Source organism: Pseudomonas sp. App30 (assembly GCF_047947025.1).
Classification (GTDB): Bacteria; Pseudomonadota; Gammaproteobacteria; order Pseudomonadales; family Pseudomonadaceae; genus Aquipseudomonas.
On sequence record NZ_CP133165.1, the window covers coordinates 3,158,762 to 3,172,477 of the forward strand.

Sequence of the window (13,716 nt, forward strand, 5' to 3'; positions counted from 1 at the left end):
AGTGTGAGCATGACCGACGCCAAGGCAATGTCCCCGGCCGAATTCGAGCAGGCCCTGCGCGCCAAGGGTGCGTACTACCACATCTACCACCCGTACCACGTGGCGATGTACGAAGGCCGCGCCACCCGCGAGCAGATCCAGGGCTGGGTGGCCAACCGTTTCTACTACCAGGTCAACATCCCCATGAAGGATGCCGCGATCCTGGCCAACTGCCCGGACCGCGAGGTGCGCCGCGAGTGGATTCAGCGCCTGCTGGACCACGACGGCGCCCCGGGCGAGGACGGCGGCATCGAGGCCTGGCTGCGCCTGGGCCAGGCCGTGGGCCTGGACCCCGACCAGCTGCGTTCCCAGGAACTGGTGCTGCCCGGCGTGCGCTTTGCCGTGGACGCCTACGTCAACTTTGCCCGCCGCGCCAGCTGGCAGGAAGCCGCCAGCAGCTCGCTGACCGAGCTGTTCGCGCCGCAGATCCACCAGTCGCGCCTGGACAGCTGGCCACAGCATTACCCGTGGATCGACCCGGCCGGCTACGAATACTTCCGCACCCGCCTGGGCCAGGCCCGGCGTGACGTGGAGCATGGCCTGGCCATCACCCTGCAGCACTACACCACTGCCGAGGGCCAGCAGCGCATGCTGGAGATCCTGCAGTTCAAGCTCGACATCCTGTGGACCATGCTCGACGCCATGACCATGGCCTACGAGCTGAACCGTCCGCCCTACCACAGCGTCACCGACCAGCGCGTCTGGCACAAGGGGATAGCCTTATGAGTTTCGATCGCAACCTGACACCCAAATGGCGCCCCGGCTATCGCTTCCAGTACGAGCCGGCGCAGAAAGGCCACGTGCTGCTCTATCCTGAAGGGATGATCAAGCTCAACGACAGCGCCAGCGCCATCGGCGGCCTGATCGATGGCCAGCGCAACGTCGCCGCCATCATCGCCGAGCTGGACAAGCAGTTCCCCGGCGTACCTGAGCTCGGTGACGACATCGAGCAATTCATGGAGGTCGCTCGTGCAGAGCACTGGATCGAACTTGCCTGAGCTGCCGGCCAAGCCTGCGGTCGGCCTGCCCCTGTGGCTGCTGGCCGAGCTGACCTACCGCTGCCCGTTGCAGTGCCCGTACTGCTCCAACCCCCTGGACTTCGCCGCCCAGGGCAAGGAACTGACGACCGAGCAATGGTTCAAGGTATTTCGTGAAGCCCGGGAAATGGGCGCTGCACAGATCGGTTTCTCCGGTGGCGAGCCGCTGGTGCGCCAGGACCTCGCCGAGCTGATCCGCGAGGCGCGGCAGCTGGGGTTCTACACCAACCTGATTACTTCGGGCATCGGCCTCACCGAGCAGAAAATCGCCGACTTCAAGACTGCCGGCCTCGACCATATCCAGATCAGCTTCCAGGCCAGCGACGAGCAGGTCAACAACCTGCTCGCCGGCTCGAAGAAGGCGTTCAAGCAGAAGCTGGAAATGGCCCGCGCGGTGAAAGCCCATGGCTACCCCATGGTGTTGAACTTCGTCACCCACCGGCACAACATCGACAAGATCGACCGCATCATCGAGCTGTGCATTGCGCTTGAAGCCGACTTCGTCGAGCTTGCCACCTGCCAGTTCTATGGCTGGGCCGAGCTCAACCGCCTGGGCCTGCTGCCCACCAAGGAGCAGCTGGTGCGCGCCGAGCGCATCACCAACGAGTACCGGGAAAAGCTGGCGGCCGAGGGCAACCCCTGCAAGCTGATCTTCGTCACCCCGGATTACTACGAGGAACGCCCCAAGGCGTGCATGAACGGCTGGGGCAGCATCTTCCTCACCGTGACCCCGGACGGCACCGCCCTGCCCTGCCACGGCGCGCGGCAGATGCCGATCCAGTTCCCCAACGTGCGCGAGCACAGCATGCAGCACATCTGGTACGAGTCTTTCGGCTTCAACCGCTTCCGTGGTTATGATTGGATGCCGGAGCCGTGCCGCTCCTGCGACGAGAAAGAAAAGGACTTCGGTGGCTGTCGTTGCCAGGCTTTCATGCTGACCGGCGATGCCAGCAATGCCGACCCCGTGTGCAGTAAATCGGCGGACCACGGGATCATCCTCAAGGCCCGTGAAGAGTCCGAGACTGCCACGCAGACGATCGAACAACTGGCCTTCCGTAATGAACGAAACTCGAGAATCATCGCCAAGGCCTGACCTGTTCAGCGCCGCCCAGGCCGTTGCCGCCGGCACCGACTTTGCCGAACTGGCGGTCGGCCCGGCGGGGCTGTTCTGGAACGAATTCCGCCCCCAGGATGCCGCCTGCCGGATCTGGCGGTGGCAGGGCGAACAAGCGCGCTGCCTGACGCCTGATGGCTTCAGCGTGCGCAGCCGTGTCTACGAATACGGCGGTGGCTCGTTCTGCCTGGCCGGCGACGGCCTGGTGTTCGTCAACGAAGCCGACCAGCAGCTCTACTTCCAGGACCTGGCGGGCACCGTGCCCCGCCGCCTCAGCCACAACGACTGCCGCTACGGTGGCCTGCAGGCCAACGCCGAGTGGGTATTCGCCGTGGAGGAAAGCCACCACGGCGCGCAGGTCGAACACCGCCTGGTGAGCCTTGCCCTGGCCGACGGCACGCGCCAGGTGCTGGCCGCAGGCGCTGATTTCTACGCCACGCCCAGCGTCAGCGACGATGGCCAACGCCTGGCCTGGGTGGAGTGGAGCCGGCCCCACCAGCCCTGGACCCATACCCGCCTGATGACCTGCCGACGGCTGCCTTCGGGCGCCTGGGGGCAGCCTGAGCAAGTGGGTGGCGATCACGAACAATCGCTGCAGCAGCCGCGCTTCGATGCCGACGGCCGCCTGTGCTGCCTGTCCGACGTGGATGGCTTCTGGCAACCCTGGGGCGAGACGGCAAACGGCTGGGCCTTGTTGCCCTCGCGCCGGGCCGACCACGCCGGCGCGCCCTGGCAGTTGGGCGCCAGCACCTGGCTGCCGCTGGCGGGTGAGCGTTTCCTCGCCACCTGGTTCGAGGACGGCTTCGCCCGCCTTGGCATCTCCCAGCACGACGGCGTGATCCACGACTACAGCGGCGACTTCAGCCGCTTCCGTTGCCTGGCCATCGATGCGCAGTTCATCTACGCCATCGCCGCCTCTGCCACCTGCCCACCAGCGGTCATCGCCATCGACCGCGCCAGCCGCCAGGCGCGGGTGCTGGCCGGCGGCGTGCTACCGCTGCCCGCCGACCAGGTCAGCCGCCCGCAACCGCTGCGCTATGCCAGTGGCGACGGCCAGGCCCACGGCTTCTTCTACCCGGCCATGAACGGCGACCGCCAGCCGCCGCTGGTGGTGTTCATCCATGGCGGCCCTACCTCGGCCTGCTTCCCGGTGTTCGACCCGCGCATCCAGTACTGGACCCAGCGCGGCTTCGCCGTTGCCGACCTCAACTACCGCGGCAGCAGCAGCTACGGCCGCGCCTACCGCCAGGCCCTGCACCTGCGCTGGGGTGAAATCGACGTGCAGGACGCCTGCGCGGTGGTCGGCCACCTGGCCGACCGCGGCCTGATCAACCCGCACCAGGCGTTCATCCGCGGCGGCAGCGCCGGCGGCTACACCACCCTGTGCGCCCTGGCGTTTCACGACGTCTTCCGCGCCGGTGCCAGCCTGTACGGCGTCAGCGACCCGGTTGCCCTGGGCAAGGCCACGCACAAGTTCGAGGGCGACTACCTGGACTGGCTGATCGGCGACCCGCAGCGCGACGCCGCCCGCTACCGCGCGCGCACCCCGCTGCTGCACGCCGGCAGCATCAAGGCGCCGGTGATCTTCTTCCAGGGCGAACTGGATGCCGTGGTAGTGCCCCAGCAGACCCGCGACATGCTCAAGGCCCTGCAGGACAACGGCCTGCCCGCCGAGGCGCACTTCTACCCGGACGAACGCCACGGCTTCCGCAAGGCGGCGAACCTGGCGCATGCGCTGGAGCAGGAGTGGGGGTTTTATCGGCGGGTGATGGAGGGGTGAGGCAGGCTTGTGTCAGCCAACCGTGAGGGTGAAAGGCTTGCCAATTCTGCTGAGCATCTCGCTTTTTCCGAAAGGGCCTTCAGCCGGACCGCCTCATCATGGGGAAACCCAAGATCGACGAAGACATTGCCGTCGGCTTCCGTGACATGACTGATTACATTATCTATTTTCACTTCTTGCCCGCCTCAAAAGGCTTCACCTCTGTCTTATCGGAGAGGTGGAGCCTAATCGCGGGGATCGAAAATGAATGTCAGCCAGTTCGAGTTAAATCGTCAGGCATTTCCCAAATGAACGATTTCAACGTTTCGCGATGATGTACACCGCATGTACGATCCCGGGGATGTAGCCGCACAGCGTCAGCAGGATATTCAGCCAGAAGGCACCGCCGAACCCCACTTGCAGGAAGACACCCAGCGGCGGCAGCAGGATGGCGACGATAATGCGGATAAAGTCCATGGTACGGCTCCTGGAGGTTGATAACCAACTGACATCACCGTGGGCGTGGGGGTTCAACTTCGTGCTGCGTTGCCGCAGCGGGTGTCAAACGAACAGGTCGGCAGACACCTTGAAGCGAAGCGACAGCGCCCGGATTTGCCGAAGGTTGAGTTGGCGCTTGCCGGCGAGGATCTCCGAAATCACGGACTGCGGACCGACCTCAGCCAGGTCAGCCTGCTTGAGCCGATGCTGGTCCATGAGCAATTTCAATACCTCGGCGCCCGACGCCTTGGGCATCGGCCGGTGCTCATGGTCATAGGCAGCAATCAAATCGCCCAAGTGATCGACCAGGCCCGAAAGCGGATGCTCCTCATCGGCGCCAACCAGATCAAGCAACTCGTCCAGCGACGCAACCAATGCATCGTAGTCATGTTCTGTCCTGGGCTTGGCCAGAAGCGGTGAGAGCAGGTGCCAATGCTCTGCTGCGAACTTGATCGAAGGGTTCAAGTGATTTCCTCCTTCCATTTGCCTTTCATGTACTGCGCATGGTCCAGGATCGAACGAATATACAGGCGCTGGCTGCGGTACCTGACGACCGCTATCAGCCTCAGTTTGTTACCGCCGATATCGAACACATGAAGATCGCCGACCTTGTCCGTCGCAGGGAATATTTGCTTCATCGCGGCGAAGTCAGGAGGACGAACGCTCTTGGCGATTCGATACCAGGCATCCAGCGCATTTGCTCCCCGGGGCCATCGAGCTTTTGCCTCCCAGATTCGCTTCTCACTTATTACGTGCATTCCACCTACCGCATCGCATTTTGCTATGCGGGCTACTGTCGCACAACAAGAAAAATCGCAAAATGCGATATTTCTGATTGGCACGTAGGACGTATTTCTGTTGTGCGTAGTTTGTGAGAGTCCCTACCCAGCACGAAAAAAAACGCCCCGACCCAAGGGGGAATCCAGGCCGGGGCGTTGCGTAAACACGCAGACGGTACAGGGAAATCAATGCAGGCGGTGGCTGCGCGCTCGGGCGAACGCCAGGCCCAGGCGCTGGAACAGCGGCGGCGCGGCCACCTCGTCGGGCTGGGCAACAGGCGCGCTCAAGTCGTCGATGATCAACAGGATGTCCAGCGCGCGGCACAGCTGTTCCACGCCATTGAGGTAGGCATCGGCGCCAGGGCCGGTGGTGGGCTGGAGCATGATGGCGACGGTCTGTGAATCAACCGCGGCGTGCAGGGCCGGCAGGTCGCCGAAGGCCAGCGCATCGCCGGGCGCGTCGTCGCCTACGCGGATGATCTGGCCCGCGCTGCGGCGGCGCATCGCGCCCCAGTCGAGGGCCAGGGCCATGGCGGCCTCACGGGCGCTGGCATCAGTGCCCAGCAACAGGGCCTGGTCACAGGCGGTGGCGTGGCACAGCTGGGCGAGGCTCGGCGCCAGGTTGAGCACGTCGGCCGGCTGCGTGGTCTTTCCTATGTAAACGCCCAGTTGTCTGTGACTACCCATTGCCATCAACCTACCTGCAACCCCTGTCAATGGCGCGTAGACTAGGCGTTTGCCGGCCACTCGGCCATTTCGATTTTCGAGCTTTTTCGATAAGTAGAACTTATGGATTTCCGCCAACTGCGCTATTTCGTCGCGGTCTATGAAGAAGGCCACGTGGGCCGCGCCGCCGAGCGCCTGTCGCTGTCGCAACCGGCCCTGTCGCAGCAGATTCGCCAGCTGGAACACAGCCTCGACGTCAGCCTGTTCGAGCGTGGCAACAAGCGCCTGCTGCCGACCCTGGCTGCCCACACCCTCTACAACCATGCACTGCCGTTGCTCGACGGCATGCAGAAGGCCCGCGAGGCGTTGCTGGGTTTCCGTGGCCAGGCGCTGCGCACCCTGGCCATCGGGGTGCTGCAGACCGTGCACCCGGCGCTGGTGCCGCAGTTGCTGGAACGGGTGCGCAAGGCCCAGCCACACCTGGTGATCCAGATCTACGAGCTGTCGGGGCTGGAGATCGAGAAACGCCTGCTCAACGGCACCCTGGACATCGGCATCAGCTACCTGCCGCCACGCCAGCCGGGCATGCACGGCGTGCTGCTGTACGAGGACGAGCTGCAACTGGTGATACCGGCGGACCACCCGTTGCGTGAGTTCAAGAAGGTCTCGGTGCGCCAGGCGGCCGAGCTGCCCATGCTGTTGCTGGGCGAGGAGTTCCAGGTGCGGCAGATCTGGCAGGCGCAGCTGGCCGCCCTGGGCCGGCGCGCGCAAGTGCAGGCCGAGCTGAACAACATGGCCGGCATCCTCGACAGCCTGCCCTACATGCGCCTGGCCACGGTGCTGCCCGGCCGCGCCCAGCAGATCGGCGAAGACCCGGAGCTGCTGTGGAAACCCCTCAGCGAACCGCGGGTGCCCTTGCAGGTGGGCCTGGTGTACCGCGACGCCCAGCGCCAGCAGGCCTCGGTGACGCTGCTGCGCCAACTGCTGGAAGACGTCATCGCACCCGCCCTGGGCTGAGCCACCGCAGGTAATAAAAAACCCCGCCGGGGCGGGGTTTCGCAGACTGTATCCCTGAGGTCCTTTTCAGCCCGCCGTCCAGTGGCGGGTTCCTTGCGTGTCCGTGTTCTGTTGGGCGCTTCCTGCGCGACGTCCATGAGCAAAGATTACCCTCTGGATCCATGGCATCGAAAGCGCCTAAAGCCGTCACGGCATGTAGGAGAAAGCCTACATGCCTGTCGGACTTTTAGAACTGCTCTGCATCCAGCAGGAACAACGACTCGCTGCCACCCTTGACCGACGCGGTCAGCGAGTGGATGCGCGGCAACAGCCGGGCAAAGTAGAAGCGCGCGGTGCCCAGCTTGCTGGCATAGAAGTCTTCCTGCGCTTCCTTGCCCAGCGCGGCCTTGGCCATCAGGGCCCACATGTAGGCGTAGGCGGTGTAGCCGAACACGTGCAGGTACTCCACCGACGCCGCGCCGATTTCGTTCGGGTCGTTCTTGGCGCGGTCCAGCAGCCAGGCGGTGAGGTCATCGAGGTTGGCCAGGGCCGCCGCCAGCGGCTTGGTGAACTCGGCCAGGGCCGGCGCGGCGGTGTCGATGAAGTGGCGGATCTCGTCGGCGAACAGCTGGTAGTACCCACCACCGCTGCCGATCACCTTGCGGCCGACCAGGTCCAGGGCCTGGATGCCGTTGGTGCCTTCGTAGATCTGGGTGATGCGCACGTCACGCACCAGTTGCTCCTGGCCCCACTCGCGGATATAGCCGTGGCCGCCAAACACCTGCTGGCCCAGCACGGTAGTTTCCAGGCCCAGGTCGGAAAGGAACGCCTTGGCCACCGGGGTCAGCAACGCCACCAGGTCCTCGGCGCGCTTGCGCACGGCCGGCTCTTCGCTGAACTTGGCGGTGTCCAGTTGCATGGCCACGTAGGTGGAGAAGGCGCGGCCGCCCTCGTTGCTGGCCTTCATGGTCAGCAGCATGCGGCGCACGTCCGGGTGCACGATGATCGGGTCGGCGACCTTGTCCTTGGCCTTGGGGCCGGTGGGCGAACGGCTTTGCAGGCGGTCGCGGGCGTATTCCACGGCGCTCTGGTAGGAGCGCTCGGCCGACGCCAGGCCCTGGATGCCCACGCCCAGGCGCTCGTAGTTCATCATGGTGAACATGGCCGCCAGGCCCTTGTTCGGCTCGCCGACGATGTAGCCCACGGCCTCGTCGAAGTTCATCACGCAGGTAGCCGAGCCCTGCAGGCCCATCTTGTGCTCGATGGAGCCACAGCTCACGGCGTTGCGCGCGCCCAGGCTGCCGTCGGCGTTGACCATGAACTTGGGCACCAGGAACAGCGAGATGCCCTTGGGCCCCGCCGGCGCGTCCGGCAGCTTGGCCAGCACCAGGTGAATGATGTTCTCGGTGAGGTCGTGCTCGCCGCCAGTGATGAAGATCTTGGTGCCGCTGACCTTGTAGCTGCCGTCCGCCTGGGGCTCGGCCTTGGTGCGGATGATGCCCAGGTCGGTACCGGCATGGGCCTCGGTCAGGCACATGGAACCGGCCCAGGTGCCGGCGTACATGTTCGGCAGGTAGGTCTGCTTCAGTTCCTCGCTGGCGTGGGCGTGCAGCGACAGGCAGGCGCCGGAGGTGAGCATCGGGTACAGGCCGAAGGCCAGGCTGGAGGAGTTGATCATCTCCTCGACCTGGGCCGACACGGCCTTGGGCATGCCCATGCCGCCGTAGGCCGGGTCGCCGCCCACGCCTACCCAGCCGCCTTCGGCGTAGGTCTGGTAGGCCTGGGGGAAGCCATCGGGGGTGCTGACCACGGTGTCTTTCCAGCGGCAGCCCTGCTCGTCGCTGTTGCGGTTCAGTGGCGCGATGCTGCGGCTGGAGACCTTGCCGGCCTCTTCGAGGATGGCTTCCACCGTGTCCGCGTCCACCACTTCCGCCAGGGCCGGTAGCTGGGCCCAGAGGCTGGCCACATCGAAAACTTCATTGAGGACGAAGCGCATATCGCGCAGGGGCGCTTTGTAGTCAGCCATGGCAACCTCGCAAAGGGGGACTGGGACAGTGGATAAATCCAGTGTACCCCAACAACTTTTGCGACACATAGGGTCGTTATGTGACCAAACAGTCATTATCGGTCATGGCTTTTACCCCCGTAGCAGCGGCCAAAGGCCGCGTCCAAGGCCTAAGCCGAAGCCTGGGTACGCACCGCACCACGGCGGCTCTGGCCAAAGCCGACCACACAGTTACGCCCCGCGCCCTTGGCGCTGTACAGCGCTTCGTCGGCAGACTTGAGCACTTCCTCCGGTGTACGGTGGTCGATCAGCCGCTCCGCCACGCCAATGCTGATGGTCACCGACACGCTGGACGCACCGGCGCCATGGCGGCGCTGGCGTCCCTGCTTGTCGTCCTGGGGGCGGTCGGGGTTGCGCAGCTGGATGTTGTAGCTGGCAATCGCCTCACGGATGGCCTCCAGGTGCGGCATGCACTCTTCCATGGTCTTGGCCGCGAACACCAGTGCGAACTCCTCGCCGCCGTAGCGGTAGGCGCGGCCGCCGCCCGTCACCTTGGACAGCTTGCTGGCCACCAGGCGCAGCACCTGGTCGCCGACGTCGTGGCCATGGGTGTCGTTGAATTTCTTGAAATGGTCGACGTCAGTCATGGCCAGCACGTAGTTGCGACCCAGGCGCTGCATGCGCTCGTTGAGCGCGCGCCGCCCGGGCAGGCCGGTGAGCTCGTCGCGGAACGCCATCTGGTAGGCCTCGTGGGCCACGGCCGAAGCAATCATCAGCATCACCTGGCTGCACATGATGTTCAGCGTGAACGGCAGGATGAAGGTCTTGGGCAGCATCCAGAACAGCCCCAGCAGCCCCACCAGCTGCGCCGCATGCAGCGGCCGCGGCTCACGCAGGTACTGCACCAGCAGCAGCACCGCCGCCAGGAAGAACACCGGGTAGGCCATCTGGATCAGGCTCATCCATTGCCAGTGCCACGACGGCCAGCGAATTTCCGCCAGCCAGTTGAGCAGGGGCACCGGGAAGCTCTGTTCAAGCCCCAGGGCAGTGCTGCCCACCGCCAGCAGCACGGCGAAGCGCGCCACCATGTCCTGGAACAGGTGGGTGCGCTCCTGCCAGCCGCCGAACAGGCCGAACAGCGCCGGCAACAGCAGGCAGCACAGGTGGAAGGTCACGGCCGCGTCGTCGCGCACCCGGCCGTGATCACGGTAGTAGTCGGTCTGGGTGTCGAGCAGGAAATAGGCGATGTACACCGTGACCATCAGGAACAGCTCGCGCTGGCGGCGATACACCGCGCAGTAAGCGCCACCCAACAGCAACACCAGGGTGGGCAGCACGTTGAACAGCGAGGTGAAGAATACGTTGAGGTCCCTTACATAGGCAGCCGCGAGCCCTGCCAGCAACAGCAGCAGTGACGGTAGGAAATGGCTGAAATGGAACATGGGTGAACGTGACAAAACGAAAATCCGATACCAGGACGAAATTGTGGCATTGTGCCTTCACCTGTATCGGCCGTGATGCGGATTGTTTAATGTCCAAAACAATATTTTGAACCTTGGCGCCAAAAAAAAACCGCTGCCCGAAGGCAGCGGTTTTCATCCAAGCGCGTGGCCGCTTAGTAGCTGAGGCCGAAGTGCTCTTCGTTCATTTCCATCAGGTTGTTGGCGCCCGACAGGATCGCCGCCACGTGGGTACGGGTACGCGGCAGGATGCGCTGGAAGTAGAAGCGCGCGGTCTGCAGCTTGGCGGTGTAGAACGCTTCCTCGGTGGTGCCGGCAGCCAGCTTCTCGGCGGCCAGGCGCGCCATGTCGGCCCAGAAGTAAGCCAGGCAGGCGTAACCGGAGTACATCAGGTAGTCCACCGAAGCCGCGCCCACTTCCTCGCGGTCCTTCATGGCGGCCATGCCGATCTTCATGGTCAGCTCGCCCCACTCCTTGTTCAGCTGCGCCAACGGGGTGACGAACTCGGTGACCGCTTCGTTGCCTTCGTTGTTCTGGCAGAACTTGTGGACGATCTTGGTGAAGCCCTTCAGCGCCTCGCCCTGGGTCATCAGCACCTTGCGACCCAGCAGGTCGAGGGCCTGGATGCCGGTGGTGCCTTCGTACAGCATGGAGATACGGCTGTCGCGCACGTTCTGCTCCATGCCCCACTCGGCGATGAAGCCGTGGCCGCCGTAGATCTGCACGCCGTGGTTGGCCGACTCGAAGCCCACCTCGGTCATGAACGCCTTGGCGATTGGGGTCATGAAGGCCAGCAGCGCGTCGGCTTTCTTCTTCTCTTCCTCGTCGGTGCCGTACTTGACGATGTCCACCTGCTTGGCGGTGAAGTACACCATGGCACGGTTGCCTTCGGCGAAGGCCTTCATGGTCAGCAGCATGCGGCGCACGTCAGGGTGCACGATGATCGGGTCGGCAGCCTTGTCGGGGGCTTTCGGGCCGGTGAGCGAGCGCATCTGCAGGCGGTCACGGGCGTATTTCAGGCCACCCTGGAACGCCACTTCGGCGTGGGCCAGGCCTTGCAGCGCGGTACCCAGGCGAGCGGTGTTCATGAAGGTGAACATGCAGTTCAGGCCTTTGTTCGCCGGGCCGATCAGGAAACCGGTGGCCGCGTCGAAGTTCATCACGCAGGTGGCGTTGCCGTGGATGCCCATCTTGTGTTCGATGGAACCACAGGTCACGGCGTTGCGCGCGCCCAGGCTGCCATCGGCGTTGGGCAGGAACTTGGGCACGATGAACAGCGAGATGCCCTTGGTGCCGGCCGGTGCATCGGGCAGGCGAGCCAGCACGATGTGGACGATGTTGTCGGCCATGTCATGTTCACCGGCCGAGATGAAGATCTTGGTGCCGGTGACCTTGTAGGTGCCGTCGGCCTGTGGTTCGGCCTTGGTGCGCAGCATGCCCAGGTCGGTGCCGCAGTGCGGCTCGGTGAGGCACATGGTGCCGGTCCACTCGCCCGACACCAGTTTGGTCAGGTAGGCGTCCTGCTGCTCGGCGGTGCCGTGCTCGGAAATGGTGTTCATGGCGCCGTGGGACAGGCCTGGGTACATGCCCCACGACCAGTTCGACTCACCCACCATCTCGCTGACCGCCAGGCCCAGGGACTCGGGCAGGCCTTGGCCGCCGTGCGCCACGTCGTGGGCCAGGCTTGGCCAGCCGCCTTCGACGAACTGCTTGTAGGCTTCCTTGAAGCCGGTCGGCGTCTTCACGCCCGACTCGCTCCAGGTACAGCCTTCGGTGTCACCCACCCGGTTCAGCGGAGCCAGTACCTGCTCGCAAAACTTGGCGCCTTCCTCAAGGATAGCGTCGACCATGTCCGGGGTAGCGTCCTGGCAAGCCGGCAGGCTTTGATAGTGCGCTTCATAGCCAAGCAGTTCGTCACGTACGAAGCGAATATCACGCAAGGGGGCCTTGTAGTCAGGCATAGCGATAAACCTCTGCTGATGAAACTGGAATGTGGTGACCGCAACAGACCAACCAGCGGTGGATGGCTCTCTGTCAAACAGTTGTTTGAAACATACGTTTACGCCGAAAAGTTGTCAAGCATCCTTCGACCAGACTACACCCGGTGGCCAGGAAATGCGCGCGCAGGGGGGTACGCCGCAGGCCAGGCACGGTGCGGTGAATGATGGAAGATCAGCGAGGGAAGGAATGCAGGAAATTGTGGGAGCTGGCTTGCCAGCGAGCTTTGGTGGCCCCCAAAAGCTCGCTGGCAAGCCAGCTCCCACAGATAAGGCAGGGGTCAGGCGTAGGTGTCGATCAGGGTGCCGAGGGTTTCGTTGGCGGCCTTCTCGACCTTCAGGCCGGCTTCCACTTCAAGCTTGCCCTGAGTCAGCTGCACGGCACTGCCGGCCAGGTCTTGCTGGCTGCGGTCGACGCCCAGCAGTTGCTGCGCCTGCAGGTTGGTGGACTGGTTGCCGACGGACGGGCGGTCGGCCGAGTTGCTGGCGATCTGCGCGGCCGCCTGGTCGACGCGGTTCTGGCCATTCTGGATGGTGCTCAGGCCGGCGTAGTAGGCGCTGCTTCCCGAGATTTGCATCGGCAGGCTCCGGTAGAAAAAATGTATATGGGCGCCATTGAAGCAGACGGCGCCAATAAACTCACGTCAAAAACCCTAATGGCCTATTGCCCTGTCATAGCCACAGCCTAATCCAGCAGGTCCAGCTGCAGGTGCTCGGCAACCATGGCCGCCGAGTTGATCTTCAGCCGCGGCACCCGCCCCAGGCACGGTGCGGGCAGGCATTCGGCCAGGGTGGCGAGGTTTTCCTCCAGGCGCGAGGTGCGCCCATCGATGACGTTGGCCACCCAACCGGCTAGCTGCAAGCCGTCGCGGGCGATGGCCTCGGCGGTCAGCAGGGCGTGGTTGATGCAGCCCAGGCGCACGCCCACCACCAGGATCACCGGCAGCTTCAGGGCGATGGCCAGGTCGGACAGGTTGGCCTGGCCGGACAACGGCACTCGCCAGCCCCCTGCCCCCTCGATCAGGGTGAAGTCGGCCTGCTGGGCGAGAATCTCGCGCATGGGCTCCAGCAGGCCCTGCACGCTCAGGCTGACCCCGGCTTCCCGGGCGGCCAGGTGCGGGGCGATGGCCGGCTCGAAGGCGATCGGGTTGACCTGTTCGTAGGGCAACTGGATCGAGCTTTCGGCGATCAGCGCCAGGGCGTCGGCGTTGCGCAGGCCCTTGGGCGTCACGTCGCAGCCAGAGGCCACCGGCTTCGCCCCCAGGGTGCTCAGGCCATTGAGCCGCGCGGCGTGCAGCAGGCCGGCGGCGATGGTGGTCTTGCCGACGTCAGTGTCAGTGCCGGCGATAAAGTAGGCTGGGCCCAT

The 13,716-nt window shown here is 64.4% G+C and carries 14 protein-coding genes; 5 read left to right on the forward strand and 9 right to left on the reverse strand.

Annotated elements, in window-relative coordinates:
• The first annotated feature begins 9 nt into the window (after window positions 1–9).
• The 4 genes from pqqC to RAM80_RS14715 are packed head-to-tail and all read left to right on the forward strand — an operon-like array spanning window position 10 to window position 3,970.
• The gene (gene pqqC / locus RAM80_RS14700; protein WP_416427202.1) at window positions 10–765 is read left to right on the forward strand and encodes a pyrroloquinoline-quinone synthase PqqC; all 756 of its coding nucleotides are present in this window, start codon (window positions 10–12) and stop codon (window positions 763–765) included.
• Window positions 762–1,037 carry a pyrroloquinoline quinone biosynthesis peptide chaperone PqqD gene (gene pqqD, locus RAM80_RS14705; protein WP_416427203.1) on the forward strand — a complete coding sequence of 92 codons (276 nt, stop codon included), beginning with the start codon at window positions 762–764 and terminating at the stop codon, window positions 1,035–1,037. Before pqqC ends, pqqD begins: the two co-directional genes overlap by 4 nt.
• Window positions 1,009–2,169, forward strand: coding sequence for a pyrroloquinoline quinone biosynthesis protein PqqE (gene pqqE, locus RAM80_RS14710; protein WP_416427204.1), 1,161 nt, complete (start codon window positions 1,009–1,011; stop codon window positions 2,167–2,169). Before pqqD ends, pqqE begins: the two co-directional genes overlap by 29 nt.
• Window positions 2,135–3,970 carry a prolyl oligopeptidase family serine peptidase gene (locus RAM80_RS14715; RefSeq protein WP_416427205.1) on the forward strand — a complete coding sequence of 612 codons (1,836 nt, stop codon included), beginning with the start codon at window positions 2,135–2,137 and terminating at the stop codon, window positions 3,968–3,970. The genes pqqE and RAM80_RS14715 overlap by 35 nt, the downstream gene beginning before the upstream one ends.
• A 297-nt stretch (window positions 3,971–4,267) precedes the next feature.
• Here RAM80_RS14715 and RAM80_RS14720 read toward each other — a convergent pair whose 3' ends face one another.
• The 4 genes from RAM80_RS14720 to RAM80_RS14735 all read right to left on the reverse strand — a co-directional run bounded on the left by RAM80_RS14720 (window position 4,268) and on the right by RAM80_RS14735 (window position 5,913).
• Window positions 4,268–4,426, reverse strand: a complete 159-nt coding sequence (locus RAM80_RS14720; RefSeq protein WP_008365129.1) for a YqaE/Pmp3 family membrane protein — start codon at window positions 4,424–4,426, stop codon at window positions 4,268–4,270.
• Window positions 4,427–4,510: 84 nt separating this feature from the next.
• Window positions 4,511–4,912, reverse strand: a complete 402-nt coding sequence (locus RAM80_RS14725) for a helix-turn-helix domain-containing protein (protein WP_416427206.1) — start codon at window positions 4,910–4,912, stop codon at window positions 4,511–4,513.
• Window positions 4,909–5,205, reverse strand: coding sequence for a type II toxin-antitoxin system HigB family toxin (locus tag RAM80_RS14730; protein WP_416427207.1), 297 nt, complete (start codon window positions 5,203–5,205; stop codon window positions 4,909–4,911). Before RAM80_RS14730 ends, RAM80_RS14725 begins: the two co-directional genes overlap by 4 nt.
• A gap of 207 nt (window positions 5,206–5,412) precedes the next feature.
• The gene (locus RAM80_RS14735) at window positions 5,413–5,913 is read right to left on the reverse strand and encodes a hypothetical protein (RefSeq protein ID WP_416427208.1); all 501 of its coding nucleotides are present in this window, start codon (window positions 5,911–5,913) and stop codon (window positions 5,413–5,415) included.
• 102 nt (window positions 5,914–6,015) lie between these two features.
• Between RAM80_RS14735 and RAM80_RS14740 the strand changes: the two genes are divergently transcribed.
• The gene (locus RAM80_RS14740) at window positions 6,016–6,909 is read left to right on the forward strand and encodes a LysR family transcriptional regulator (RefSeq protein WP_416427209.1); all 894 of its coding nucleotides are present in this window, start codon (window positions 6,016–6,018) and stop codon (window positions 6,907–6,909) included.
• A gap of 226 nt (window positions 6,910–7,135) precedes the next feature.
• On the opposite strand, the gene RAM80_RS14745 is transcribed toward RAM80_RS14740, so the two are convergent.
• From RAM80_RS14745 to bioD, 5 genes are all read right to left on the reverse strand, one after another.
• On the reverse strand, window positions 7,136–8,914 hold the full coding sequence (locus tag RAM80_RS14745; RefSeq protein ID WP_416427210.1) for an acyl-CoA dehydrogenase C-terminal domain-containing protein: 1,779 nt from the start codon (window positions 8,912–8,914) through the stop codon (window positions 7,136–7,138).
• Window positions 8,915–9,063: 149 nt separating this feature from the next.
• Entirely contained in the window at window positions 9,064–10,335 is a 1,272-nt protein-coding gene (locus tag RAM80_RS14750; RefSeq protein WP_416427211.1) for a diguanylate cyclase, read from the reverse strand.
• A gap of 173 nt (window positions 10,336–10,508) precedes the next feature.
• Window positions 10,509–12,314, reverse strand: coding sequence for a phenylacyl-CoA dehydrogenase (locus RAM80_RS14755; RefSeq protein ID WP_416427212.1), 1,806 nt, complete (start codon window positions 12,312–12,314; stop codon window positions 10,509–10,511).
• A 317-nt stretch (window positions 12,315–12,631) separates the two neighbouring features.
• Window positions 12,632–12,928 carry a pyrroloquinoline quinone biosynthesis protein PqqE gene (locus RAM80_RS14760; protein WP_416427213.1) on the reverse strand — a complete coding sequence of 99 codons (297 nt, stop codon included), beginning with the start codon at window positions 12,926–12,928 and terminating at the stop codon, window positions 12,632–12,634.
• 107 nt (window positions 12,929–13,035) lie between these two features.
• Window positions 13,036–13,716: a dethiobiotin synthase gene (gene bioD / locus RAM80_RS14765; RefSeq protein WP_416427214.1), complete on the reverse strand. Its 681-nt coding sequence runs from the start codon at window positions 13,714–13,716 to the stop codon at window positions 13,036–13,038.

What these genes read in the sequence shown, in the direction of transcription:
- pqqC (WP_416427202.1), top strand. Translation starts at nt 10, where the DNA reads ATGACCGACGCCAAGGCAATGTCCCCGGCCGAATTCGAGCAGGCCCTG.
- pqqD (WP_416427203.1), top strand. Translation starts at nt 762, where the DNA reads ATGAGTTTCGATCGCAACCTGACACCCAAATGGCGCCCCGGCTATCGC.
- RAM80_RS14715 (WP_416427205.1), top strand. Translation starts at nt 2,135, where the DNA reads ATGAACGAAACTCGAGAATCATCGCCAAGGCCTGACCTGTTCAGCGCC.
- RAM80_RS14720 (WP_008365129.1), bottom strand. Translation starts at nt 4,426, where the DNA reads ATGGACTTTATCCGCATTATCGTCGCCATCCTGCTGCCGCCGCTGGGT.
- RAM80_RS14730 (WP_416427207.1), bottom strand. Translation starts at nt 5,205, where the DNA reads ATGCACGTAATAAGTGAGAAGCGAATCTGGGAGGCAAAAGCTCGATGG.
- RAM80_RS14735 (WP_416427208.1), bottom strand. Translation starts at nt 5,913, where the DNA reads ATGGGTAGTCACAGACAACTGGGCGTTTACATAGGAAAGACCACGCAG.
- RAM80_RS14740 (WP_416427209.1), top strand. Translation starts at nt 6,016, where the DNA reads ATGGATTTCCGCCAACTGCGCTATTTCGTCGCGGTCTATGAAGAAGGC.
- RAM80_RS14745 (WP_416427210.1), bottom strand. Translation starts at nt 8,914, where the DNA reads ATGGCTGACTACAAAGCGCCCCTGCGCGATATGCGCTTCGTCCTCAAT.
- RAM80_RS14750 (WP_416427211.1), bottom strand. Translation starts at nt 10,335, where the DNA reads ATGTTCCATTTCAGCCATTTCCTACCGTCACTGCTGCTGTTGCTGGCA.
- RAM80_RS14755 (WP_416427212.1), bottom strand. Translation starts at nt 12,314, where the DNA reads ATGCCTGACTACAAGGCCCCCTTGCGTGATATTCGCTTCGTACGTGAC.
- RAM80_RS14760 (WP_416427213.1), bottom strand. Translation starts at nt 12,928, where the DNA reads ATGCAAATCTCGGGAAGCAGCGCCTACTACGCCGGCCTGAGCACCATC.
- bioD (WP_416427214.1), bottom strand. Translation starts at nt 13,716, where the DNA reads ATGGGCCCAGCCTACTTTATCGCCGGCACTGACACTGACGTCGGCAAG.